Here is a 23,873-nt window from a genome sequence, read left to right as displayed (position 1 = left end):
CCCGCCGGCCGGCCCGGCGGGGGCGTCGGCGTGTCAGCTGCGCGTCGCCGAGGGCGCGGGGTAGGGGACGGCCTTGAGCACCTCGGGCCTGATCATGCCCTGGAGCGCGGTGTAGGGGATGCGATGGGCCGTCTGGCCGCACGCCATCTCGTAGGCGCCGAGTTCGGGGGCGTCCACCAGCACCTCCAGCTCGCGGGCCGTCAGCGCCATCTGGACCTTGGTGCTGTCGAGGTCGGCGGCCGTGAACGCCGGCGGCCGGTCGGCCAGGCACGTGCCCGCCGCGCGCTCGCGTACCCGCGCGGAGAACTCCGCCAGCCCCTGCCGGGTCAGCATCGAAGGCAGGAAGATGTCGGCGGTGCGCAGAGTGCCGCCCGTCGTGAGGTCGACCGTGACGGTACGGGCCCGGCTCCAGCTCGAATGCCACAGCGTCGGCGACCGCATGGCGAAGTCGTAACGCACCGACGCATAGCGCGGCCCGTTGAGGCGTACGTGCGGACGGACGGTGACGGACGAGCTGGCGTCGGTGCCGGGGGCGTTGGCGAGCGCCGAACGGTAAGCGTTCTTCTGGGTGTCCACCGGGCCGCGCAACGCGGCGTTGACGCGCTGCCCCAGCGCGGCGTTCGCACTGCCCCTGACCTGGGCGAGCTGCCCGGACATCGACAGCGGCAGCGAGGCCGAGGTCTCCTGCCACGCGGCCAGGGAGACGCTCAAGGGCGGAGTACGCGGACGCTCGGGCTCGTCGGCCGTCGCCACGTAGACGGCGCCCCCGGCGCCCGCCACCACCGCCGTGCCCGCCACCGCGAGCGCCGCCTTGCCCACGAGGCCGCTCGCCACCCCACCGCTCGCCACCCCACCGCCGGCCGCGGCCGTCCCGGCCGCTCCGCCCCCGGCCCCCGCGGCGGCACCGCCCGCGCCTGAGGCCGCCGCCCCCGATGCGGCCGCGCCCGAACCCGCCGCCGCGGCGGCGCCGCTCGAACCGGCCGGGGCCAGGGCGAGCGCGGTCAGCGGGAACAGCATCGACAGCGCCGCGGCCGCCCCGGCGACGATCCGCAGGCCACGCCCCTCCCAGCCGGGGCCGTACGAGGCGGCCGCGACCTGCTCCAGCTCGGTGACGAACGCGGCCGCGCCGTGGGGCCGGCCCCACGGGTCCTTGGCCAGGCCCCGGGCGACCAGCGCACGCAGCGGCTCGGGCACGTCCCGCACCGGAACGGGCGCCGTCAGGTGCCCGTGCATGAGCGCGGCCTGCCCGTCGGCCTCAAAGGGGCGGCGCCCCGTCACGCACTCGAAGAACACGCACGTCGCCGCGTACACGTCCGTGACGGGGGACACGGGCTCACCGCGCCACTGCTCCGGGGCCATGTAGGCCGGCGTGCCCGACCGTCCCGCCTCGCCCGCCTCCACGGCGATGCCGAAGTCGATGAGCTTGCTGCCGCCGTCACCCTGGACGATCACGTTGGCGGGCTTGTAGTCGCGGTGCACCACGCCCAGGTGGTGCGCCGCGGCCAGGCCGAGCAGCGAGCCCTTCAGCACCGCCAGCGCCGCCTCCGGCGGCAGCGGTCCGCGCTCGGCCAGCACCGCCTTCAGCGACGCCCCGTCCACGGCCTCCATGACGATGGCGGCCGCGTCCTCGGTCTCGACCAGGCCGTACAGCCGCGCCACGTGCGGGTCGTACACGCGCCGCAGCAGTTCGGCCTCGCCGCGGAACCGCTCCCGGAACGCGGCGTCCGCGCACAGCCGGGGCGCCAGGTACTTGATCGCGGCGGGCGCGCCGGTGGCGTCGTACCTGGCCAGCACCACGCGTCCGTGCGCGCCCTCGCCGAGCGTCCGCAGTTCCGTGTATCCCGGAACCCGCCATGGGCCGTCCATCACCGCTCCTGTCCGTCGCACCGTTTCGCCACATCCTGTCGCGTGGTGTCATGTCCGACGCACGCGACCGGGATGTTCAGGCGGCGAGGGTGACCGCCCGCGGCTCCTCGGGTTCGGCCGCGCCGGGACGGGACGCGGCCACGTCGGCGTGCGCGCCCAGCGGGACGAACCGGGCCCCGGCCGAGATCAGCAGGGCCAGCAGGACGACCACGCCGACGCCCACCCGCAGCGACGTCGCCTCCGACAGGAACCCGACCACCACCGGGCCGAGCAGCAGCCCGCCGTACCCCATCGCGCCGACCTGCGCGACCGCGGCGCCCGAACGGCCCGGCGCCGCCGTCCCCGCCAGCGACATCGTGGTGGGCACGACCGTGCACACCACCAGGCCCGTCAGGAAGAACCCGGCGACCGCGACGGGCGCGGACGGCGCCAGCACCACGACGGTCATGCTCAGCGACGTGCCGATCCCGGCGGCCGCCAGCATCCGCCGGGTCCCCAGGCGGACCCGGACCCGGTCGCCGAACAGCCGTCCCAGCAACATCGCCAGCTCGAACACCGGGTAGCCGAGCGCGGCCAGCGCCTGCGAGGCGCCCATCTCCTGGTGCAGCAGCAGCCCGCTCCAGTCGGCGATCGACCCCTCGGCCATGAACGCGATGAACGCCAGCACGCCGATCAGGTACACCGCGGCGGGCAGCCGGGTGCGCCGCCGTCCGTCACCGGCCCCGGCGGGCGCGGCCGGGTCGGGCAGGTAGGTGCGGCCCAGCGCCAGCGCGGCGGGCACCGCCAGCAGCCCGGCCGTCAGCACGGTCCGCGTGAAGCCCAGGCCGAGGGCGGCGGTGAGCACGCCGAACAGCCCGCCGCTCATCGCGCCGACGCACCAGCCCGCGTGCATGCCGCTCATGATGGGCCGCCTGTACGCCTGCTCCACCACGCTGGCCTGGGCGTTCATCGCGATGTCGGTGACGCCGAACGTCATGCCGAACAGCGCCACGGCCGCCAGCAGCACCCCGTACGACGGCGCCAGCGCGACCGAGGTGTAGGCGAGGGCGGTCAGCGGCAGCGCCACGCGCAGCACCCCCCGGCTGCCCGCCCGGGCCATCACGCCGCGCAGGCCCTGCATGGCAGCCAGCGCGCCGAGCCCCCAGACGAGGACCACGATGCCGATCTCGCTCTCGCCGGTGCGGAACTTGTCCGCCAGCGCGGGCATGCGCGCCGTCCACACCCCGCACAGCAGGCCCGCCAGTGCGAACGTCAGGAAGGATCCAAGACGCGAGCGGAACAGCATGATTCACCTCTTTCTCGGCTCGGCGGGGCGCGGTCGGCCCCGGATGTCCGGGGCACAGGCCGGCCCCGGTCGACATACGGTCGGGTGGGCACCGCGGGCGTGGACACGCACGCGGTGTGGCCGCCTGGTCGGCGGCGGTTTCAGCGGGGCCCGGCGCACCCCGGGCCGGGGGTCGTCACGCGATGGCGGCGGTCAGCGTTCGAGCAGCTCCAGCAGCCGTCGTCGCAGCGCCTCGAGCTGGTCGGCGCCGTACAGGCCGGGCGCGTGACTGACCACCTCCCACAGGCCTTCGGCCGCCAGCCGCACCACCGCCCCGGTGAGCGGGTCGGGGTCGCCCTCGCGGGCGCGGCCGTGCCAGCGGGCCATCGCGTCGTTGAGCGGGGCGGCCAGTTCCGGGTCGGTCGCGGCGGCCGTGATCGCCGACCATCGCCGGTGGGCGCGCGCCTCGCCGGTGAGTATCGCGAACGTGGCGTGCACGTAGGCCCGGCTGTAGCCGGCGGGCGACCCGTCGTCGAAGGAGTCGATCAGCTCGTCGAACTCCCCGATGACCCGCGCGACCAGCGCGGTGACGAGGGCCTCCTTGGTGGGGAAGTGGTAGAGCAGGCCGCCCTTGGACACGCCCGCGCGGTCGGCGACCGCGGAGAGCGTCAGCGCCTGGGTGCCCTGCTCGAAGAGCACGGCCTCGGCGGCGTCCAACAGGGCGTCCTTTCGCATGAGATTTACTGTACCGTCCGGCCGGTACAGTAGGCGAACACGGCCGGCCCCGCCCGCATTCCCGCCGCCCCGGGCCGCCGGGGCGCCTCCGGGGAAGCTTCGCGGCGCGGCTAATGTTGAGCGGGTGGTGACCTACCTCGACCATGCGGCGACGACCCCGATGCTGCCCGAGGCCGTCGCGGCGATGACCGAGCAGCTCGGCGCGCTCGGCAACCCCTCCTCGCTGCACGCCGTGGGCCGCCGCGCCCGCCGCGTCGTGGAGGAGTCCCGCGAGATCATCGCCGAGGCGTTCGACGCCCGCCCCAGCGAGGTCGTCTTCACCTCCGGCGGCACCGAGGCCGACAACCTCGCCGTCAAGGGCCTGTACTGGGCGCGCCGCGCCGTCGACCCGCGCCGCACCCGGGTGCTGGCCGCCGCCGTCGAGCACCACGCCGTGCTGGACGCGGTGCGCTGGCTGGCCGACCACGAGGGCGCCACGGCGCAGTGGCTGCCGGTCGACGAGCTCGGCCGCGTCCGCCCCGACACCCTGCGCGCCGCCCTCGCCGAGGCCGACGACGTCGCGCTGGTCACCGTCATGTGGGCCAACAACGAGGTCGGCACCGTCCAGCCCGTCGCGGAGCTGGCCGGCATCGCCCGCGAACACGGCGTCCCGTTCCACACCGACGCCGTGCAGGCCGCCGCGCAGCTTCCGGTCGCGTTCGCCGCGTCCGGCGTCCAGGCGCTCACCCTGTCGGGCCACAAGCTCGGCGGGCCGCTGGGCGTGGGCGCGCTGCTGCTGGCCAAGGGCGTCGACCCGGTGCCCGTCCTGCACGGCGGCGGCCAGGAACGCGACGTGCGCTCGGGCACGCTCGACACCCCTGCCATCGCCGGGTTCGCCGCCGCCGTCCAGGTGGCGGTGGCGCGCCGCGACGAGGAGGCCCGCCGCCTGGCCGGGCTGCGCGACTCGCTGGTCAAGGCGGTGCGCACGGCGGTGCCGGACGCGGTGCTCAACGGCGACCCCGACGACCGGCTGCCCGGCAACGCCCACTTCTCCTTCCCCGGCTGCGAGGGCGACGCGCTGCTGATGCTGCTGGACGCGCGCGACATCGAGTGCTCGACCGGCTCGGCCTGCTCCGCCGGGGTGTCCCAGCCGAGCCACGTGCTGCTGGCGATGGGCGCCGACCCGGCGCGCGCCCGCGGCTCCCTGCGCTTCACCCTCGGGCACACCTCCACCGAGGACGACGTGGCCGCGCTCGCCGACGCCATCGGCCCGGTCGTCGAACGCGCCCGCCGAGCAGGCATTTCGTCCTGACCCGGTTTCGCTCCTCCCGGCAGGGGGACAGCCTTGCCCGTCCGGGCGAAGGGACGGGCGGATGGCGACGAACACGGTGGCCGGCAGGGCCGACCACATGGGCCGCAAGACCGTGCGCAGCTCGTGGTTCCGCCGGCTGCTGCGCGCCGGGCTGGTCACCCGCGGCGTGATGTACCTGCTGGTCGGCTGGCTCGCGGTGCAGATCGGGCTGGGCCACGGCGGCGAGGAGGCCGACCGCGCGGGCGCGCTGCGGGCCGTCGCCGAACGGCCGGGCGGCACGCTCGCGCTGTGGCTGCTGATCGTGGGGTTCGCCGGTCTGGCGCTGTGGGGGTACACCGAGGCGCTGTACGGCCAGCCGTCCCCGGACGGGCGCAAGGCCCGCAAGCGCCTGTCCTCACTGGGACGCGGCCTGATCTACACGGCGGGCTTCGCGGCCACCATCGCGTTCGTCGTCGGGCACGGCAGCAGGTCCAGCGACGCGCAGTCGCAGACGTTCACCGCCCGCGCCATGGGCGAGCCGGGCGGACGCTGGCTGGTCCTGGGGGTGGGCATCGCGTTCGTCGCGGTGGGCGTCGGCGTCATCGTGCACGCCGTCCGCCGCAAGTTCCAGGCGGAACTGGAGCACATCGACCCGCGGGTCCGCCCGGTCGTGGACGTGCTCGGCGTGGTCGGTCACGTGGCACGCGGCCTGGTCATGGGCGGCGCGGGCGTGCTGCTGTCCTACGCGGCCGTCAGCTTCGACCCGCACAAGGCGCAGGGCGTGGACGGGACGCTGCGCGAGTTCGCCAGGACGCCCGTCGGCCCCTGGCTGCTGGTCGCCGTCGCCGTCGGCCTGCTGCTGTTCGGCCTGTTCTCGTTCTGCGAGGCCCGATGGCGCAAGCTGGAGCACCTCGGCTGACAAGGAACGACGAGCAGGGGGCCCATCCCCCCGGCTCTCAAGGCTGATAGGGGGCGAGGGCGCGCCAGCCGGGGTCGCTGGTGGAGGCCACCTTGGCCTTGCCCTCCGTCCAGCTCGCCGCCAACTGGTCCAGCTCGGCGATCACACCGGAGTCGGGGTCGGCGTACAGGTGGAACACCCGCAGCCCGTCGCCGGTCTCGCGGACCGCCAGCACCGCGCGGTCGCCCAGCGCCGACAGCCGCTTCTCGAACTCGCGCAGCGCGCCCGCCGACGGCTCCACCGGCAGCCGGTCGGGGTTGCTGTTGGCGTACGGCACCGTGATCGCCACGTGCAGGTCGCACAGCGGGTAGTCCTGGCGGTGCAGCGGGAACCGGGCGCCCACCCGGGCCGGATGGCCGCGCGGGGTGCGTCCCTCGCCGCTCAGCCACGTCGGCTCGCGGAACGGCTCGGAGATCTGCTCCACCACGGCGGGCAGCATCGCGGGCGGCATCGCGTCCATCGGCGCCTCGGTGGCGATCGTCACCTCGCCGATCCAGCGGGCCACGTCGTCCTCGCCGAGCGCCCAGTCCAGCACGTGCAGGGCGACCCGCAGCCGCTGCTCCTCGGCCACGAACAGGAAGTCGGGGTGGTAGGCGGTCACGTGCACGCGGGCGCGTCCCTGGTCGGCGCGCATCCCGAACCGCACGTACTCCAGGTCGAACTCGTGGTCGCCCAGCACCAGCCGCTGGTCGAGCATCTCCGGGTCGGCCTGCCGCGCCGCGTGGTACCGCCAGCCGCCGGCGTCGGCGGGGGCGGCGCGGCGCCACCGTTCGGCCAGCCCGCGCAGCTCGGGGTCGCCGCCGCCGGTGATCGTCAGGGCGGGCGGGTGGTCGTCGCCCCCGCCGATCTCCCACTGCAGCCCCGGGTTGATCTTGTGGACGCGGCGGGACAGCTCCTCGACCGTCTCGGTGGACAGACCGTCGCCCAGCCGCTTCTCTATCTCCGGCCGGGCCTGCGGCCACCACGCCCAGAACTCGGCGATCGCCGGCACGGCGGCCGGTGCGGACGTGTCACGAGGACGGCGGAAGATTCCCATAGCGGATGTCATCGTACGCGGAATGCCCGGCGTCCCGCCGCCGCTGCATAGGCTGGAGGTGTTATGACTTTGCGCGTACTCGCCGCCATGTCGGGTGGCGTCGACTCAGCCGTGGCCGCCGCGCGCGCCGCCGAGGCCGGGCACGACGTCACCGGGGTCCACATGGCCCTGTCCAGCAACCCGCAGTCGTATCGCACGGGCGCCCGCGGCTGCTGCACGCTGGAGGACTCCCGTGACGCCCGCCGCGCCGCCGACGTCATCGGCATCCCGTTCTACGTGTGGGACCTGGCCGAGCGGTTCCACCGCGACGTGGTCGAGGACTTCGTCAGCGAGTACGCGGCGGGCCGCACGCCCAACCCGTGCCTGCGCTGCAACGAGAAGATCAAGTTCGCGGCGCTGCTGGACCGCGCGCTGGCGCTCGGCTTCGACGCGGTCTGCACCGGCCACTACGCCCGCCTGGACGGCGGCGTGCTGCGCCGGGGGGTGGACGCGGGCAAGGACCAGTCCTACGTGCTGGCCGTGTGCACGCCCGAGCAGCTCGCGCACGCCATGTTCCCCCTGGGCGACACCACCAAGGCCGACATCCGCGCCGAGGCGCAGCGTCGCGGCCTGCAGGTGGCCGACAAGCCCGACAGCCACGACATCTGCTTCATCGCCGACGGCGACACCCGCGGCTTCCTGGCCGAGCGGCTCGGCAGCGCCCCCGGCCCCATCGTCGACCAGGACGGCAACACGGTGGGCGAGCACGAGGGCGCGTACGCCTACACCGTGGGGCAGCGCAAGGGGCTGCGCATCGGCACCCCGGCCCCCGACGGCCGTCCCCGCTACGTGCTCGACATCTCGCCGGTGACCAACACCGTCACGGTCGGCCCCCGCGAGGCCCTGGACGTCGACGAGATCGTGGGGGAGCGTCCCATCTGGCTGTCGGAGCCCCCGACGGGGCCGCTGCCGTGCCAGGTGCAGTTGCGCGCGCACGGCGAGGTGCACGACTGCGTGGCCGAAACGGTGGACGACACGGTCCGCATCACCCTCACCCACCCCGCGCGCGGCGTGGCCGCCGGGCAGGCCGCCGTCCTGTACGACGGCGACCGCGTCCTAGGCTCCTCCACCATCGCCACCACCGCGCGCGCCGCCGTCTGAAGCGGCGCGCCCAGTCGAAAGGACGACTCGTGCAGTTCGGCGTGTCCACGTTCGTGACCGACGACGGAATCGGCCCGGCGGCCCTGGGGCGAGCCCTGGAGGACCGGGGCTTCGGCTCCCTGTACGTTGCCGAGCACACCCACATCCCCGCCAAGCGGGAGAGCCCATGGCCGGGCGGCGACGAGCTGCCGCGCCACTACTACCGCACGCTGGACCCGTTCGTGACGCTGACCGCCGCGGCGGCGGTGACCGAGCGGCTGCGCGTCGGCACGGGCATCGCCCTGGTGACCCAGCGCGACCCGATCATCCTGGCCAAGGAGCTGGCCTCGCTCGACCTGGTCTCCGGCGGGCGGGCCGTCCTCGGCGTCGGCGCGGGCTGGAACCGCGAGGAGATGCGCAACCACGGCACCGACCCGCGCACCCGCATGCGCCTGATGCGCGAGCGCGTGCTGGCGATCAAGGAGCTGTGGACCGCCGAGCAGGCCGAGTTCCACGGCGAGTTCGTCGACTTCGACCCCGTCTACAGCTACCCCAAGCCCGTGCAGGACCCGCACCCGCCCGTGATGGTGGGCGGCTCCGGCCCCACGACGTTCGACCGGGTGATCGACTTCGGTGACGGCTGGCTGCCGATCTACGGGCGCGGCACCGACGAGCTGGCCGGGCAGATCGCCGAGCTGCGCGAGCGGGCCGGGCGCCGCGTCCCGGTCACGGTGTTCGCCGTGCCGCCCAAGCCGCAGGTGATCGACGAGCTGCGGGCCGCGGACGTCGACGAGATCCTGTTCAACCTGCCGACCGAGCCGCAGGACGCCACCCTGCGCCGCCTGGACGCCCTGGCCGGGGTTCTCTGAGCGTCGTTCGGGCCGCGGGTTGGCTAGGGTTTCGGGCGTGACGATGAGCTTTCCCTGGGGAGTGGGGAGCGCGACCGGGGTCGGGTCGTACCCCGGTGACGACCCGGCCGAGGCGCTGCGGATCGTGCTGGGCGAGCTGCCCGAGCTGCCGCACCTGCCCGAGCTGCCGCACCTGCCCGAGCTGCCGGACCGCGGGCCGGGCGCCGACCTGACCGGCCGCACCGCCGGGCTGCTGGTGGACCTGCCGGTGCACCTGCAGCCCTCCGGCTGGCGGTTCGCCGACCGGCCCGGCCGCGACCTGCGCCGGGCCCACGACCACCTGGCGCGCGACCTGGACGTGCTGGAGGAGCTGGCGGGCGGGCACGACGGCCCGTTCAAGATCCAGGTGTGCGGGCCGTGGACGCTGGCCGCGACGATCGAGCTGCGGCACGGCGACCGCACGCTGCGCGACCCGGGCGCCGTCCGCGACCTGACCGCCTCGCTCGCCGAGGGCGTCGCCGGGCATGTGGCCGAGGTCCGGCGGCGGCTGCCGGCCGCGCGGATCCTGCTGCAGCTCGACGAGCCCGCGCTGCCCGCGGTCCTGGCCGGGCGGGTGCCGACCGCCAGCGGCTTCTCCCGGCTGCCGCCCGTGGAGGCCCCCGTGGCCGAACAGGGCCTGCGCCAGGTGATCGAGACCGTCTGCGCGGACGACGCCGCCTTCCCCGTGGTGCACTGCTGCGCGCGCGACGTCCCGTACGGGCTGCTGCGCGGGGCGGGCGCCAAGGCGATCTCCGTGGACCTGGCGCTGGTGCCCGAACGCCACGACGACGCCGTGGGGGAGACGATCGACGCCGGGGTGGGGCTGTGGCTCGGCGTGGTGCCGGGCACCGACGCGGCCCTGCCCGCCCTCAAGGAAACCGCCGCGCCCGTACGGAAGCTGTGGCAGCGCCTGGGGTTCCCGCCCGCCCGGCTGGCCGAGCAGGTCGTCGTCACCCCGGCGTGCGGCCTGGCGGGGGCGTCCCCCCGTTACGTGCGGACCGCCTTGAAACGCTGCCGCGACACCGCCCGCATGCTCCACGAGGCGGCCGAGTAGAGCACGCTCCCGTGACCGAGGGGTTGAGCGCGTCCTGGCACGTCAGCGCGGGTGTTACCGGGACGACTCGGACGGCGCGAGGGGGGTCAGAATGTCGGTGGGGCGAGCAAGAATAGGCCCATGACCTTGAGCGACGGCGTTCCCACGGAGGCGGCGCAGCGGCACGCGGAGCTGAGCCGGGAGATCGACGAGGCCAACTACCGCTACTACGTGCTCGACCGGCCCACGCTGAGCGACGCCGACTACGACGCGTTGATGCGCGAGCTGCGCGAGCTGGAGGCGGCGCATCCGGAGCTGGTGACCCCCGACTCGCCGACGCAGCGGGTCGGGGCGCCCATCATCACCGACTTCGCGACCGTCGAGCACCTGGAGCGCATGCAGAGCCTCGACAACGCGATGAACGCCGAGGAGCTGGCGGCCTGGGACGAGCGGGTGCTGCGCGAGGTCGGTGAGGTCGCCGCCTACCTGTGCGAGCTGAAGATCGACGGGCTGGCGGTCGCGCTGATCTACGAGAACGGGCGGCTGGTGCGCGGCGCCACCCGCGGCGACGGCCGCACCGGCGAGGACATCACCCCCAACATCCGCACCATCGACGCGATCCCCACCCGGCTCAAGGGCGCCGGCTGGCCCGAGGTGCTGGAGGTGCGCGGTGAGGTGTTCCTGCCCCGCGAGGGGTTCGAGCAGGTCAACGCCGCGCAGGTGGAGGAGGGCAAGGAGCCGTTCGCCAACCCGCGCAACGCCGCCGCCGGATCGCTGCGGCAGAAGGACCCGCGCGTCACCGCCCGGCGGCCGCTGAGCATGCTCGTGCACGGGTTCGGCCGCTGGGAGGGCGGCAAGCAGCCCGACAGCCAGGCCGAGGCGTACGAGATGATGCGCGAGTGGGGCCTGCCGATCAGCGACCGCTACAAGGTGGTGCCCGACCCGGCCGGTGTGCGGGAGTACATCGAGTACTACGGCGAGCACCGGCACGACCCCGAGTACGAGATCGACGGCGTGGTCGTCAAGGTCGACCAGTTCCCGCTGCAGCGGCGGCTGGGGTCCACCTCGCGGGCGCCGCGCTGGGCGATCGCGTTCAAGTACCCGCCCGAAGAGGTCAACACCAAGCTGCTGGACATCAAGGTCGGCGTGGGCCGCACCGGGCGGGTCACCCCGTACGGCGTGATGAAGCCGGTGTTCGTCGCCGGGTCCACCGTCGAGCGCGCCACGCTGCACAACGCCGACGAGGTCAAGCGCAAGGGCGTGCTGATCGGCGACACCGTGGTGCTGCGCAAGGCGGGCGACGTCATCCCCGAGATCGTGGCGCCGGTCGCCGACCTGCGCGACGGCACCGAGCGCGAGTTCGTCATGCCCGACCGCTGCCCCGAGTGCGGCACGCCGCTGGCCCGCGAGAAGGAGAGCGACGTCGACATCCGCTGCCCGAACGCCCGCTCGTGTCCGGCGCAGCTGCGTGAGCGGCTGTTCTTCCTGGCCAGCCGCAAGGCGCTGGACATCGAGGCGCTCGGGTACGTGGCGGCGACCGCGCTGACCCGCCCGCTGGAGCCCGCCGACCCGCCGCTGAAGGACGAGGGCGACCTGTTCGACCTGACGGTCGAGCAGCTGCTGCCGATCAAGACGCTGGTGCTCGACCCCGACACCGGCCTGCCCAAGACCGATCCCAAGACCGGCGAGGAGAAGGTCGTCACGTTCTTCGCCAACAAGGAGGGGCAGCCGAAGAAGACCGTCGAGGTGCTGTTCGAGGAGCTGGAGAAGGCCAAGCGGCAGCCGCTGTGGCGGGTGCTGGTGGCGCTGTCCATCCGGCACGTCGGCCCGACCGCCGCCCAGGACCTGGCGCGCGAGCTGCGGTCGATGGAGGCGATCCGCACCGCCACCGAGGAGGAGCTGGCGGCCGTCGACGGGGTCGGCCCGACGATCGCCCGGTCCATCAGGCAGTGGTTCGAGGTCGACTGGCACCAGGAGATCGTCCGCAAGTGGGCCGCGGCCGGGGTCCGCATGGAGGAGGAGGGCGCCGCGGCGCCGCGCCCGCTGGAGGGCGTCACCGTGGTGATCACCGGTTCGCTGGAGGGGCACAGCCGCGACTCGGCCACCGAGGCGGTGCAGAAGCTCGGCGGCAAGGTCACCGGGTCGGTGTCCAAGAAGACCGGGTTCGTGGTGGTCGGCGACAGTCCGGGGTCCAAGTACGACAAGGCGATCAAGCTCGGGGTGCCCGTCCTGGACGAGGCGGGGTTCCAGGTTCTGCTGTCCGAAGGGCCGGAAGCGGCCAAAAGCGTAACCCTCCGCGGGGACGAATGACGGCCCGTACTCGTTGCAAGGTTAACCAGTAGCGGGTTACCCAGGGGTACGATGTCGCTACGTACGGGTAGTGGACTGGAGCGGAATGGGAATAACGGAACGTACGCAACCGGTTTCGCGAAGTTGAGCAAAGGCCGTACCCTCCCAGTCATCACGACCCTCCCGAGCCTCCGTTCGTCACAGAACGGGGGACGGGCCCCACACCGCCGGCGCCCGCGCCGGCGGTGAACACGGACCCGCGGCCGACCGGGGGGCGGTTGCCGACCCTTCGAGGATGTGATGAAGGACCCGAACAACACGCGGAACACCGTGCCGCGCCGGGGCTCCCCGCTGTGGATCTACTTCGCGGTCGTCATCGTCGTGGGCGCCGCCGTGTTCGCGGCCGCCCTGGCGGGCATGTCCGGCGCGCAGGTCGACGCGCTGGCGGGCAACCCGGTGTTCTGGATCCTGGCCGCCTTCATCGTCTTCGGCGAGCTCCGGCCGATCATCACGCCCGGTTCCACCGAGAACAACGGCGCCACCACCTCCACGACCTTCTCGTTCGCGGCCCTGCTGTACGCGGGGCTGCCCATCGCCGCGGTGCTGCAGTCGGTCGCCGTGATCGCCTGCGGCGTGCTGCGCGGCCGCACCCCGCACCGCATCGCGTTCAACGTCGCCCAGTACACCCTCAGCCTGGCCGCCGCCTACGGGACGCTGACGCTGTTCGGCATCCACCCCGGCCCGACGGCCCTGTGGGTGCCCCAGGGAGGCGACCTGCCAGCGATCGCCGCGGCCGGGGCGGTCTACTTCGCCTGCAACGACGGCCTCGTGGGCGCCGCGGTCGCGCTGCACGAGCGGGTCTCCCTGGTCAAGACGCTGCGCTGGGACCTGGGCTACCAGGTCCTGGTGCACCTGGCGCTGCTGGCACTGGCGCCGCTGGTCGTGGTGGCGATGGACCGGTCCGCCGTGTTCGTCCCGCTCATCCTGCTGCCGTTCATCGCCGTCTACCTCAACGCCTCGGCCTCGGTGCGCCGCGAGCACCAGGCCCTGCACGACGGGCTGACCGGCCTGCCCAACCGCAAGATGCTGACCGTCCGCACCGAGGACTCCCTGGCCGAGGCCCGCGCCATCGCCTCCCGCGCCGCGTCCCGGAGCAGGGGCGCCGGCCAGGCCCCCCGCGTCGGCCTCTTCCTGCTGGACCTGGACCGGTTCAAGGAGGTCAACGACACCCTCGGCCACCCGACCGGCGACCGGCTGCTGCAGCTGGTGGCGCACCGCCTCACCCACAGCGTGCGGCCCGGCGACCTGGTGGCCCGGCTCGGCGGCGACGAGTTCGCCGTGCTGCTGCCCACCATCCGCGACACCGCCGCGGCCCGCGAGGTCGCCGCGCGGCTGCGCGCCGCGCTCAGCGAGCCGGTCCGGCTGGACGGCATGTCGTTCGACCTGGAGGGCAGCGTCGGCATCGCGCTGTTCCCCGACCACGCCCCCGACTTCGAGCTGCTGCTGCAACGCGCCGACGTGGCGATGTACCACGCCAAGGAGAGCCGTTCGGGCGTCGAGGTCTACTCGCCCGAGAAGGACCGCAACTCCCCGGCCCGCCTGAGCATGCTCGGCGACCTGCGCCGCGCCATCGACCGCGGCGAGCTGGAGCTGTTCTACCAGCCCAAGGTGTCCCTGCACGACGGGCAGCTGGTCGGCATGGAGGCGCTGGTGCGCTGGCGCCACCCCGACAAGGGCGTGCTGGAGCCCGAGCACTTCCTGCCGATCGCCGAGCAGACGTACCTGATGCGCTCCATCACCCACTACGTGGTGGACGCCGCCCTGGCGCAGGCCGCCGCCTGGTGGCGCGACGACCTGACCGTCCAGGTCGCGGTGAACGCCTCCGGCCGCGACCTGTTCGACACCGGCCTCACCGAGACGATCGAGAACGGCCTGCTCGCCCGCGGCCTGCCCACCGCCGCCCTGCAGCTGGAGATCACCGAGCGGATCCTGATGAACGAGCCCGCCTACGCCTCCGACACCGTCGGCGCGCTGGCCGAGCTCGGCATCCCGCTCAGCCTGGACGACTTCGGCACCGGCTACTCGTCCCTGGTCCGGTTGAAACGGCTGCCGGTGGAAGAGATCAAGATCGACGCCTCGTTCGTGCGGCGGCTGGCCCGTTCGGCCGACGACGCGGTGATCGTCCGCTCCACCGTCGACCTGGTCCGCACGCTCGGCCTGCGCTCGGTCGCCGAGGGCGTCGAGGACCCGCAGACCGCGAGCATGCTGCGTGAGATGGGCTGCGACGCCGCCCAGGGCTGGCACTTCGGCCGTCCCATGGACGCCGCCACCGCCACCGACTGGCTCCGCCGCCGCATGCAACGCGCTCCCGAACCCGCCGCCTGACCCCGCCACCCGACCGAGGGCCCGCACCCGGCGCCCGCCCCGAAGACGCCAAGGCCGCGGGGCCCGATGTGCTCACCCGGGGCGACGCCGGGCGGCCGTGTGCGCGTGCGGCGTGTCAGTAGGGGCGGCGGCGGGTGGGGGGCGCCTCGTAGGTCGGGGGGACGTCCTCTTCGTAGTAGCGCTCCTCCCGGATGGGCGGGCGGGGCGCGGCGGCGCGCCGGGCGGTGACGATCCGCACGATCCCGATGATCAGGCCGATCAGGCCGCCCAGCATGAGGATGACCCCGACCACGCGGATGTCGACCCCGCTGAACTCGTACTCGACTGCGTAGGCCAGGATGGCACCGATGATGATCAGAGCGAGGCTGCCTCCGATGGTCACCGCGCTCTCCTCTCGTCGTCGGGGGGTGTTCCAGATGTCCGTTCCCCCTGGACGGCCCTGAAACGGGGACGCGCCGCCGCCCGCCCCGCCCGGGACGCAAACCCGTCGGCCGTGGCCTGCGGGCCCCATAGGATGGCAGGGAACCCAATCCGATCTCAGGAACGGTTTTTCCAGATGACCGCCATCACCCGTGACGAGGTGGCGCACCTCGCCCGGCTGTCCCGGCTGGCGCTCGGCGAGGACGAGCTCGACCACCTCGCCGCCCAGCTCGACCAGATCATCTCCGCGGTCGCGCGGGTGCAGGAGGTCGCGGCGGAGGACATCCCGCCGACCTCGCACGCGCTGCCGCTGACCAACGTGTACCGGGCCGACGAGGTCCGGCCCTCGCTGCCGCCCGACCAGGCGCTGGCGGGCGCCCCGGCGGCCGAGGAGCAGCGCTTCCGCGTCCCGCGGATCCTGGACGAGGAGGCGTGAGCGGTGAGTGATCTGACCAGGAAGACGGCGGCGGAGCTGGCGGGGCTGGTGGCCTCGGGCGAGGCGTCCGCCGTCGAGGTGGCGCGGGCGCACCTGGACCGGGTCGCCGCCGTCGACGGGCGGGTGCACGCGTTCCTGCACGTCGACGAGGAGGCCGTGCTGGCGCAGGCGCGCACGGTCGACGAGCGGCGCGCCGCGGGCGAGACGCTCGGCCCGCTGGCCGGGGTGCCGATCGCGCACAAGGACGTGTTCACCACCGTCGACATGCCGACCACCGCCGGGTCGAAGATCCTGGAGGGGTGGCGGCCGCCGTACGACGCGACGGTCACCGCGCGGCTGCGCGCGGCGGGGCTGGTGATCCTCGGCAAGTCCAACATGGACGAGTTCGCGATGGGCTCGTCCACCGAGAACAGCGCGTACGGCCCGGCGCACAACCCGTGGGACCTGACACGGATCCCGGGCGGCTCGTCCGGCGGGTCGTCGGCCGCGGTGGCGGCCTACGAGGCGCCGCTGGCGACCGGCACCGACACCGGCGGCTCGATCCGCCAGCCGGCGGCGGTCACCGGGATCGTCGGCGCCAAGCCCACCTACGGCGGCTCGTCCCGCTACGGGCTGATCGCGTTCGCGTCGTCGCTGGACACGCCGGGCCCGTTCGCCCGCAACGTGCTCGACGCGGCGCTGCTGCACGAGGCGTTCAGCGGCCACGACCCGATGGACTCCACCTCGATCGACAAGCCGGTGCCGCCGGTGGTCGAGGCGGCCCGCCGCGCCGACGTGGCGGGGCTGCGCGTCGGCGTGGTCAGGGAGCTGGGCGGCGAGGGCTACCAGCCGGGCGTGCTGGCCCGCTTCCGCGAGGCCGTCGAGCTGCTGGAGTCGCTGGGCGCCAAGGTGGTCGAGGTGTCCTGCCCGCACTTCGGGTACGCGCTGCCCGCCTACTACCTGATCGCACCGTCGGAGTGCTCGTCCAACCTGGCCCGCTTCGACGCCATGCGGTACGGGCTGCGCGTCGGCGACGACGGCGCCCGCAGCGCCGAGGACGTCATGGCGCTGACCCGGGCGCAGGGCTTCGGCCCCGAGGTCAAGCGGCGCATCATGCTGGGCACCTACGCGCTGTCGTCGGGCTACTACGACGCCTACTACGGCAAGGCCCAGCAGGTCCGCACGCTGATCGCGCGCGACTTCGACACGGCGTTCGAGCAGGTGGACGTGCTGGTGTCGCCGACCACGCCGACGACGGCCTTCCCGATCGGCGAGCGCGCCGACGACCCCATGGCGATGTACCTGGCCGACCTGTGCACGATCCCGGCGAACCTGGCGGGCAACGCGGCCATCTCCGTGCCCTGCGGTCTCGCCGACGAGGACGGGCTGCCGGTGGGCCTGCAGATCATGGCGCCGGTGCTGGGCGACGACCGGGTGTACCGGGTCGGCGCGGCCGTGGAGAAGGCCCTGGAGGACCGGTGGGGCGGCCCGCTGCTGGCCAAGGCCCCCGAACTGGCGGAGGCAGGCGAGTGACCAGTTTGTCGCAGGCGACGTTGATGGACTACGACGAGGCGCTGGCCCGCTACGAGCCGGTGCTGGGCGTGGAGACCCACATCGAGCTGGGCACGGCGTCCAAGATGTTCTGCGGCTGCCCGACCGCGTTCGGCGCCCCGCCCAACACCCAGGTCTGCCCGGTCTGCCTCGGCCTGCCCGGCTCGCTGCCGGTCACCAACCGGGCCGCGATCGAGGGCATCATCAAGATCGGCCTGGCGCTCAACTGCGAGATCGTGGAGTGGTGCCGGTTCGCCCGGAAGAACTACTTCTATCCGGACATGCCGAAGAACTATCAGATCTCGCAGTACGACGAGCCGCTGTGCGTCGACGGCCACCTGGACGTGGAGGTGGACGGCGAGACGTACCGCATCGGCATCGAGCGCGTCCACATGGAGGAGGACACCGGCAAGTCGCTGCACGTGGGCGGCGCCACCGGCCGTATCCACGGGGCCGACCACTCGCTGGTCGACTACAACCGGGCGGGCATCCCGCTGGTCGAGATCGTCACCAAGCCGATCACCGCGACCGGCGACAAGGCGCCGCTGGTGGCCCGCGCGTACGCCACCGAGCTGCGCGAGCTGGTGCGCGCCCTCGGCGTGTCGGACGTGCGCATGGAGCAGGGCTCGATGCGCTGCGACGTGAACGTGTCGCTGATGCCGCGCGGCGCGTCGGAGTGGGGCACCCGCACCGAGACCAAGAACGTCAACTCGCTGCGGTCGGTGGAGCGCGCCGTCCGGCACGAGATCGAGCGGCAGGCCGCCGTGCTGGCCTCGGGCGGCAAGATCATCCAGGAGACCCGGCACTTCCACGAGGACACCGGCACCACCACCGCGGGCCGCAGCAAGGAGGAGGCGCAGGACTACCGCTACTTCCCCGAGCCGGACCTGGTGCCGATGGCGCCGTCCCGCGAGTGGGTGGAGGAGCTGCGCCAGGGCCTGCCCGAGCTGCCCGCCGCGCGCCGCCGCCGCGTGCAGCGCGAGTGGGGCCTGTCCGACCTGGAGCTGCGGGACGTCGTCAACGCCGGCGCCCTCGGCCTGATCGAGGACACCGTCACCGCGGGCGCGTCGCCCGCCGCGGCCCGCAAGTGGTGGATGAACGAGCTGTCGCGCCGCGCCACCGAGCAGGGCGTGGAGCTGGCCGACCTGCCGATCACGCCCGAGCAGGTCGCCCGCGTGCAGGCGATGGTGGACGCCGGCGAGCTGAACGACAAGCTGGCCCGCCAGGTGTTCGAGGGCGTGCTGGCCGGCGAGGGCGACCCGGACGCGGTCGTCGCCGCCCGCAACCTGAAGATCGTCAGCGACGACGGGGAGCTGGCCGCCATCGTCGAGCAGGCCATCGCCGACAACCCGGACGTGGCCGACAAGATCCGCGGCGGCAAGGTCGCGGCCGCGGGCGCCCTGGTCGGCGCCGTCATGCGCGCCACCGGCGGCAAGGCCGACGCGGGCCGCGCCCGCCAGCTCATCCTGGAGAAGCTCGGCGCTTCCTGACCCCGTGCCCAGCGCCGGGCGGCCGTTCCCCGGCCGTCCGGCGCGCCGGCGCGGCGGAGGCGCCCATGTCCTTCGTGCCCGTCCGCGTGTCCGTCCGGCGCTCGCGGCCCTGAGCGCAGTGGAGCCGGCAGGCCCCCAACGACGGTTCAGGTGACCGGGATGACGAGGATCTTGTCGTCGCCCGGACGGGGGCTGCCGCGGCCGTCCTGGTTGCTGGTGGTGACCCACAGCGTGCCGTCGGGGGCGCGAACGACGGCGCGCAGGCGGCCGTACCGGTCGTCCAGGTGGGCGACGGGCCGGCCGACCTTCCCGCCGGCGTCCAGCGGCACCTGCCACAGGCGCCGCCCGCGCAGGGCCGCCGCCCACAGCGACCCGTCGGCGTAGGCCAGGCCGGACGGCGACGCCTCCGAGGTCGACCAGGTCAGCAGCGGGTCGGTGAACCCGTCGCGGCCGCCGAAGCCCTCCACCTGGGGCCAGCCGTAATTGCGGCCCTTCTCGATGCGGTTGATCTCGTCGAAGCGGTCCTGGCCGAACTCGGTGGCGTACATGCGGCCCTGGTCGTCCCAGGCCATGCCCTGCACGTTGCGGTGACCCAGGGTCCACACTCGGGTGCCGAACGGGTTGCCGGGGGCAGGCCGTCCGTCGGGGGTGACCCGCAGGATCTTGCCGCCGAGCGAGTCGCGGTCCTGGGCCAGTTCCCCTCGGTACACCTCGCCGGTGGAGATGTAGAGCATCCGGTCGGGGCCGAAGGCGAGGCGGCCGCCGTTGTGGTTGGCGCCCTTGGGGATGCCGGTGACGATCGGCCGGACGTCCCGGATCGCGCCGTCCAGCCGGAACCGCACCACCCGGTTGTCGGAGGCGGCGGTGAAGTACAGGTAGACGAGCCGGTCGCGGGCGAACGACGGGGACACCGCCACGCCCAGCAGGCCGCCCTCGCCGCCCGGTTCGACGCCGGGGACCCGCCCGATCTCGGTGACCCGCCCCTGCGGCGTCACGCGCAGCAGCCGGGCGGTGTCACGTTCGGTCACCAGCGCGTCGCGGTCGGGCAGGAACGCGATCGCCCACGGCACCCGCAGGTTCCCGGCGAGTTCCCGGGGCCGGCCGAGCTCGGCCGCGGCCTGCCGCCCGGACGCGCCGCCCGGGGAACCGGGCAGCGGCGGCGGTGTACCGGCCGCCCCCTGCCCGCCGCCGCCCCCCGAGCCGGACGAGCAGGCGGAGGTCAGCAGGAGGGCCGCGGCGGCGGCCGCGACGAGCCGGTGCGCTCTTCGGAGTCCCATGGCACGCCCCTTCGTCTCCCCGTAATACGGATGGCCCGGCGTTCCCGTTCCGGCGTTTCCGTTCCCCCCGGAGGCGGCGCCGATCCCGGCGTTCCGGTAACCCGTTTCGGCGTGTTCGGCGTTACGCGCGTTTTCCGCGACCCCCGGGATCGCGGACTGTACGATCATTTCCGACGGGGCGCGGCACCGCGGTGGTGACACAGCGTCAAGGGACGGCTGTACGGCCGGGCGGGCGGGGCGACCAGCGGCATTCCGCGACAGGGTCGTTCGTCGCCGGGTGGACGCTCAGCCTCAATCGCTCCGTGACCTACGGAACGTACATTGAGCATCACGGTGATCCCGCACTGCAGCAACGTCGCTGATCCACTGCCGGCGCTCCCGCGGCGTCCGCAGCAGCCCGAGCGCGAACCCTGCGCGGGGCACGATCCACCTCCTGCCGGGCGTTACCCGATCGTCCGGTCAGGATCCGGTACCGACAAACCACCGGGCGCGGCGCAGCGCCCGGTCGGGGCCGTCCGCCCCGACGGGGCAGAAAGGGACACGGCGCGATGAGCGGCGAGAACGCCAGGCGGCTGCCGCGGCCGTTGCCGCCGCGCGCGGTGCCGGTCACCATGGTCGCGGTCGCAGGCGTGCTCTACGCCCTCGGCTCGATCCTCGGCTGGGGCGGCCGCACGTTCATCGCCTGGGGCGAGGCCGCCGCGGCCGCCGCCGCGGCGGGGTCGCTGCTGCTGGCCGCGCGCCGGCCGCGCGGCGCGGGCGGCGCGGCGGTTCCGGCCGTGCCCGACCCGCAGGGGCCCGACGGCGGGGAGGGCGGCTCGGTGTGGCGGGCCTCCTGGCGCTGGTACGGCATCGCGGCCACCTGCTGGTTCCTCGGCGCGGCGGGCAGCGCGGCGTTCTCGACCGTACCGACCCGCAGCGCCCTGTCGCTGTCGGCGGCCGACCTGTTCTACCTGGCCGCCGTCATCGCACTGGTCGTCGGGCTGGTCGCGCCGATACGGATGACGCGGGACGTACGGGCCTGGCTGCGGTACGCCGCCGACACCTACGTATGCGTGTGCGCGCTGTTCGTCCTGGGCTGGGTGGCCCTGTTCAGCGACCTCTACCACGGCTCCGGCGAGTCGCCGTGGGAGTTCCTGCTGGAACTGCTGTACCCGGTGGTCGACCTGGTGCTCGTGTGCGGGGCGCTGCCGTTCGTGCTGGGCGCCGGGTCCGGGCGCAGGCGCCCGGCCTGGCTGGGCTACGCGGCGCTGACCGCGCTCGCCGTCGCCGACGTGGTGACGCTGGCGGTACGGCTGCGCGGGGGCGCCCCCGCCGACGACCCGTCCGACATCCTGCGGCTGGGCGCGCTGCTGCTGCTCGTCCTCGTCCCCTGGACGGCCCCGGCCGAGGCCGCCGCCGCCCCCCGCGACGACGTCGACGACGTGCCGCAGGGCGTGACCATCGACGCCCCGCAGGGGGCGTCCGCCGACGCCGAGGCGGCCGACGACGGACGGGCCGGGCGGATGATCGGCCCCGGCATCACCCCGGCGGCGGTGGCGGCCGCGGCGACCCTGTTCGTCGCGGGGCACTCGCTGACCGCCACGCACGGCCTGGAACCGGTCGTGTCGCTGGTGGCGGGGTCGGCCACGATGGTGCTGCTGGCGCGGCTGGCCGAGCTGCTGCGCGAGAACGAGTCGCTGCGCGGCGCGGTGCGCACCGGCGAGGAGCACTTCCGCGCGCTGTCGGAGAGCATCAACGACGCGGTGCTGATCTGCGACCTGGACGCGGTGGTGCAGTACGCCAGCGCGGGCGCCCTGCGCACGTACCGGTACACCCCCGAGGAGCTGCTGGGCCGCCGCCTGCACGAGATGATCCACCCCGAGGACCTGCCCCGGGTACGTGCGGTGTTCAGCGGGTTCCTCGACGAGCCCGCCGACGGGCCCTCCGGCGGGCCGGCGGAGGGGGCCGGGCGGTCCGGGCCGGACGTGGACGACCCCGAGGTCGACGACCCGCCCCCGCCGTCCGACGACGACCTCGGCGTGGTCCGCGACGAGGACACCGACACCCTGCGGCTGTCGTGCCGGATCCGCGCCGCCGACGGCACCTGGCTGCCCACCGAGTCGACGATCTCCCGCTACAGCGGCACCGGGGAGGCCCCGGGACGGCTGCTGGTGACCACCCGCGACCTGAGCGAGCAGGCCGCGCTGCAACGCCAGGTCACCCATCTGACCTTCCACGACGGGCTCACCGGGCTGCCCAACCGCGCCTACTTCGAGGAGCGCACCCGCGAGCTGCTGTCGCACCAGCCGGACGGCGGCCGGGTCGCGGTGCTGTTCGCCGACCTCGACGGGTTCACCGCCGTCAACGACTCGGCCGGGCACGCGGCCGGCGACCAGGTGCTGGCGCAGGCGGCGCGGCGGCTGCGCGCGGCCGTCCAGGCCGACGACACCGTGGCGCGCTGGGGCGGCGACGAGTTCGCCGTGCTCGTCCAGCTCCCGCCGGACGCGTCCGGCGCGGGCGCCCGCACGGGGCCCGGCGCCGACACCCAGGCCGCCGTCGACCTCGCCGAACGGCTGCTGCGCGCGCTGTCGAAGGAGCCGTACCGGGTCGGCGGCAAGGGCATCGTGCTGACCGCCAGCATCGGGATCGCCTTCGCCGGCGACCAGGAGCAGCCGTCCGCCGGACGCGACCGGTCGCGCGCGGCGGCGACGGCCGGGGGCGCCGACGCCGAACGGCGGCTGCGGCGCAGCGCCGCCGACCTGATCCGCAACGGCGACCTGGCGATGGCCCGTGCCAAGGAGCTGGGCGGCGGCCGGGTCGAGGTGTTCGCCCCGCACATGCACACCGACGTCGTACGCCGCCTGGAGCTGGGCAGCGACCTGCAGCGGGCGCTCGCCGAGGAGCAGTTCGCCGTGGAGTTCCAGCCGGTGGTGGACCTGGCGACGTCCCGCGTCACCGGCGTGGAGGCGCTGGTGCGCTGGTGGCGGGGCAGCGAGGCGGTACCGCCGGAGGAGTTCATCGGGCCGGCCGAGGAGTCCGGCCTGATGACCCCGCTGGGCGACTGGGTGCTGCGCGAGGCGTGCCGGGAGGTGGCGCGCTGGCGCCGCGACTCCTGGGAGGTCGGCGTGTCGGTCAACTTCACCGCCCGGCAGATCGCCGCGCCCGGCTTCGTGGAGTCGGTCGCGGCCGCGCTGGAGGAGACCGGGCTCCCGCCGCAGGCCCTGACGGTCGAGGTGCGGGAGGAGGTGCTGGTCGAGGACGCCGGGCAGAGCGTGGAGCGGCTGTCGGCGCTGCGCGACCTGGGCGTACGGCTGGCCATCGACGACTTCGGCACCGGCTACGCGTCGCTGGCCTACCTGGGGCAGCTCCCCGTGGACGTCATCAAGATCGACCCGTCGTTCGTGGCCGGGCTGGGGTCGGACGAGACCCTCACCCTGCTCACCCGCACCATCGTGCGTCTCGGCAGCGATCTCGGGCTGACCGTGGTGGCCGAGGGCATCGAGCGGCCCGAGCAGCTGGAGCTGCTGCGCGAGATGGGCTGCCCGCGCGGCCAGGGCTACCTGGTGGCCCGTCCGATGGCCGCCGGACGCGTCGAGTCGCTGGTGCGCACCAACCTCAAGGCCAGGAGCGTCCCGGGCGAGGTGACGCTGCCGCTGGAGGACTCCGCGCTGTCCGCGGGGTGATCGCCGCCGCGGACCGCGCTGACCTGCGGGAACGAGGTGCGGAAAGGGTCAGTTTTTCGCCACGGACGTCTCACATTCTGAGATAAACCGTCCAGGGATTTGACCAGCGGCGTGAAGTCGGCGAAAGTGGGGCCCGTGCAGAGCACTTCCCGCATTCTCGTAGTACTTGGTCGGCGCGCAGGCTGACCGAGTCCCTTCGTCCTGCGCGCTTCCCTC

The 23,873-nt window shown here is 74.1% G+C and carries 17 protein-coding genes; 11 read left to right on the top strand and 6 right to left on the bottom strand.

The window, feature by feature from the left end:
* Positions 1-33: 33 nt before the first annotated feature.
* The 3 genes from ABZ801_RS10195 to ABZ801_RS10185 form a co-directional block, all read right to left on the bottom strand.
* Positions 34-1,866 carry a serine/threonine-protein kinase gene (locus ABZ801_RS10195; protein WP_360695311.1) on the bottom strand — a complete coding sequence of 611 codons (1,833 nt, stop codon included), beginning with the start codon at positions 1,864-1,866 and terminating at the stop codon, positions 34-36.
* 76 nt (positions 1,867-1,942) lie between these two features.
* The gene (locus tag ABZ801_RS10190) at positions 1,943-3,151 is read right to left on the bottom strand and encodes an MFS transporter (protein WP_360695308.1); all 1,209 of its coding nucleotides are present in this window, start codon (positions 3,149-3,151) and stop codon (positions 1,943-1,945) included.
* A gap of 192 nt (positions 3,152-3,343) precedes the next feature.
* Positions 3,344-3,865 carry a TetR/AcrR family transcriptional regulator gene (locus ABZ801_RS10185; RefSeq protein ID WP_360695305.1) on the bottom strand — a complete coding sequence of 174 codons (522 nt, stop codon included), beginning with the start codon at positions 3,863-3,865 and terminating at the stop codon, positions 3,344-3,346.
* A gap of 127 nt (positions 3,866-3,992) precedes the next feature.
* Here ABZ801_RS10185 and ABZ801_RS10180 point away from each other — a divergent pair, with 127 nt between their 5' ends.
* Positions 3,993-5,156, top strand: a complete 1,164-nt coding sequence (locus tag ABZ801_RS10180) for a cysteine desulfurase family protein (RefSeq protein ID WP_360695722.1) — start codon at positions 3,993-3,995, stop codon at positions 5,154-5,156.
* 61 nt (positions 5,157-5,217) lie between these two features.
* Positions 5,218-6,054 (top strand): DUF1206 domain-containing protein, encoded by an 837-nt coding sequence (locus ABZ801_RS10175; RefSeq protein ID WP_360695302.1) that lies wholly within the window; start codon positions 5,218-5,220, stop codon positions 6,052-6,054.
* A 37-nt stretch (positions 6,055-6,091) separates the two neighbouring features.
* Here the strand turns inward: ABZ801_RS10175 and ABZ801_RS10170 are convergent, their stop codons facing one another.
* Complete coding sequence (locus tag ABZ801_RS10170; protein WP_360695299.1) at positions 6,092-7,129, bottom strand: DUF695 domain-containing protein; 1,038 nt, start codon at positions 7,127-7,129, stop codon at positions 6,092-6,094.
* Between the two features lie 63 nt (positions 7,130-7,192).
* On the opposite strand from ABZ801_RS10170, the gene mnmA reads away from it, so the two are divergent.
* The 5 genes from mnmA to ABZ801_RS10145 all read left to right on the top strand — a co-directional run bounded on the left by mnmA (position 7,193) and on the right by ABZ801_RS10145 (position 14,842).
* A complete protein-coding gene (gene mnmA, locus ABZ801_RS10165) occupies positions 7,193-8,269 on the top strand; it encodes a tRNA 2-thiouridine(34) synthase MnmA (protein ID WP_344945488.1) in 1,077 nt (358 codons plus the stop codon).
* A 29-nt stretch (positions 8,270-8,298) separates the two neighbouring features.
* A complete protein-coding gene (locus ABZ801_RS10160; protein WP_360695295.1) occupies positions 8,299-9,117 on the top strand; it encodes an LLM class F420-dependent oxidoreductase in 819 nt (272 codons plus the stop codon).
* Positions 9,118-9,160: 43 nt separating this feature from the next.
* The gene (locus tag ABZ801_RS10155) at positions 9,161-10,189 is read left to right on the top strand and encodes a methionine synthase (protein WP_360695719.1); all 1,029 of its coding nucleotides are present in this window, start codon (positions 9,161-9,163) and stop codon (positions 10,187-10,189) included.
* A 120-nt stretch (positions 10,190-10,309) separates the two neighbouring features.
* A complete protein-coding gene (gene ligA, locus ABZ801_RS10150; protein WP_360695292.1) occupies positions 10,310-12,478 on the top strand; it encodes an NAD-dependent DNA ligase LigA in 2,169 nt (722 codons plus the stop codon).
* 279 nt (positions 12,479-12,757) lie between these two features.
* Positions 12,758-14,842, top strand: a complete 2,085-nt coding sequence (locus ABZ801_RS10145; protein WP_360695289.1) for a bifunctional diguanylate cyclase/phosphodiesterase — start codon at positions 12,758-12,760, stop codon at positions 14,840-14,842.
* A gap of 115 nt (positions 14,843-14,957) precedes the next feature.
* Here ABZ801_RS10145 and ABZ801_RS10140 read toward each other — a convergent pair whose 3' ends face one another.
* Positions 14,958-15,224: a DUF6458 family protein gene (locus ABZ801_RS10140; RefSeq protein ID WP_344945476.1), complete on the bottom strand. Its 267-nt coding sequence runs from the start codon at positions 15,222-15,224 to the stop codon at positions 14,958-14,960.
* A gap of 174 nt (positions 15,225-15,398) precedes the next feature.
* On the opposite strand from ABZ801_RS10140, the gene gatC reads away from it, so the two are divergent.
* Genes gatC through gatB form a run of 3 tightly spaced genes read left to right on the top strand, consistent with a single transcriptional unit; the run spans position 15,399 to position 18,718 of the window.
* Entirely contained in the window at positions 15,399-15,698 is a 300-nt protein-coding gene (gene gatC, locus ABZ801_RS10135; protein WP_360695285.1) for an Asp-tRNA(Asn)/Glu-tRNA(Gln) amidotransferase subunit GatC, read from the top strand.
* A 3-nt stretch (positions 15,699-15,701) separates the two neighbouring features.
* Positions 15,702-17,210 (top strand): Asp-tRNA(Asn)/Glu-tRNA(Gln) amidotransferase subunit GatA, encoded by a 1,509-nt coding sequence (gene gatA, locus ABZ801_RS10130; RefSeq protein WP_360695282.1) that lies wholly within the window; start codon positions 15,702-15,704, stop codon positions 17,208-17,210.
* 23 nt (positions 17,211-17,233) lie between these two features.
* Entirely contained in the window at positions 17,234-18,718 is a 1,485-nt protein-coding gene (gene gatB / locus ABZ801_RS10125) for an Asp-tRNA(Asn)/Glu-tRNA(Gln) amidotransferase subunit GatB (RefSeq protein WP_360695716.1), read from the top strand.
* Between the two features lie 146 nt (positions 18,719-18,864).
* On the opposite strand, the gene ABZ801_RS10120 is transcribed toward gatB, so the two are convergent.
* Positions 18,865-19,995, bottom strand: a complete 1,131-nt coding sequence (locus tag ABZ801_RS10120) for a PQQ-dependent sugar dehydrogenase (protein WP_360695279.1) — start codon at positions 19,993-19,995, stop codon at positions 18,865-18,867.
* A gap of 548 nt (positions 19,996-20,543) precedes the next feature.
* On the opposite strand from ABZ801_RS10120, the gene ABZ801_RS10115 reads away from it, so the two are divergent.
* Positions 20,544-23,657, top strand: coding sequence for an EAL domain-containing protein (locus ABZ801_RS10115; RefSeq protein WP_360695276.1), 3,114 nt, complete (start codon positions 20,544-20,546; stop codon positions 23,655-23,657).
* The last annotated feature ends 216 nt before the right edge of the window (positions 23,658-23,873 follow it).

The organism is Actinomadura sp. NPDC047616, from assembly GCF_040642915.1.
Classification (GTDB): Bacteria; Actinomycetota; Actinomycetes; order Streptosporangiales; family Streptosporangiaceae; genus Spirillospora; species Spirillospora miaoliensis.
The sequence above is the reverse complement of the archived record's forward strand: the minus strand, read 5'-3'. Positions and strand labels throughout refer to the sequence as shown.

Bases quoted from the DNA above. Each gene is read 5' to 3' on its own strand.
- ABZ801_RS10195 (WP_360695311.1), bottom strand. From the start codon at position 1,866: ATGGACGGCCCATGGCGGGTTCCGGGATACACGGAACTGCGGACGCTC.
- ABZ801_RS10190 (WP_360695308.1), bottom strand. From the start codon at position 3,151: ATGCTGTTCCGCTCGCGTCTTGGATCCTTCCTGACGTTCGCACTGGCG.
- ABZ801_RS10185 (WP_360695305.1), bottom strand. From the start codon at position 3,865: ATGCGAAAGGACGCCCTGTTGGACGCCGCCGAGGCCGTGCTCTTCGAG.
- ABZ801_RS10175 (WP_360695302.1), top strand. From the start codon at position 5,218: ATGGCGACGAACACGGTGGCCGGCAGGGCCGACCACATGGGCCGCAAG.
- ABZ801_RS10170 (WP_360695299.1), bottom strand. From the start codon at position 7,129: ATGGGAATCTTCCGCCGTCCTCGTGACACGTCCGCACCGGCCGCCGTG.
- mnmA (WP_344945488.1), top strand. From the start codon at position 7,193: ATGACTTTGCGCGTACTCGCCGCCATGTCGGGTGGCGTCGACTCAGCC.
- ABZ801_RS10155 (WP_360695719.1), top strand. From the start codon at position 9,161: ATGAGCTTTCCCTGGGGAGTGGGGAGCGCGACCGGGGTCGGGTCGTAC.
- ligA (WP_360695292.1), top strand. From the start codon at position 10,310: ATGACCTTGAGCGACGGCGTTCCCACGGAGGCGGCGCAGCGGCACGCG.
- ABZ801_RS10145 (WP_360695289.1), top strand. From the start codon at position 12,758: ATGAAGGACCCGAACAACACGCGGAACACCGTGCCGCGCCGGGGCTCC.
- gatC (WP_360695285.1), top strand. From the start codon at position 15,399: ATGACCGCCATCACCCGTGACGAGGTGGCGCACCTCGCCCGGCTGTCC.
- gatB (WP_360695716.1), top strand. From the start codon at position 17,234: ATGGACTACGACGAGGCGCTGGCCCGCTACGAGCCGGTGCTGGGCGTG.
- ABZ801_RS10120 (WP_360695279.1), bottom strand. From the start codon at position 19,995: ATGGGACTCCGAAGAGCGCACCGGCTCGTCGCGGCCGCCGCCGCGGCC.
- ABZ801_RS10115 (WP_360695276.1), top strand. From the start codon at position 20,544: ATGAGCGGCGAGAACGCCAGGCGGCTGCCGCGGCCGTTGCCGCCGCGC.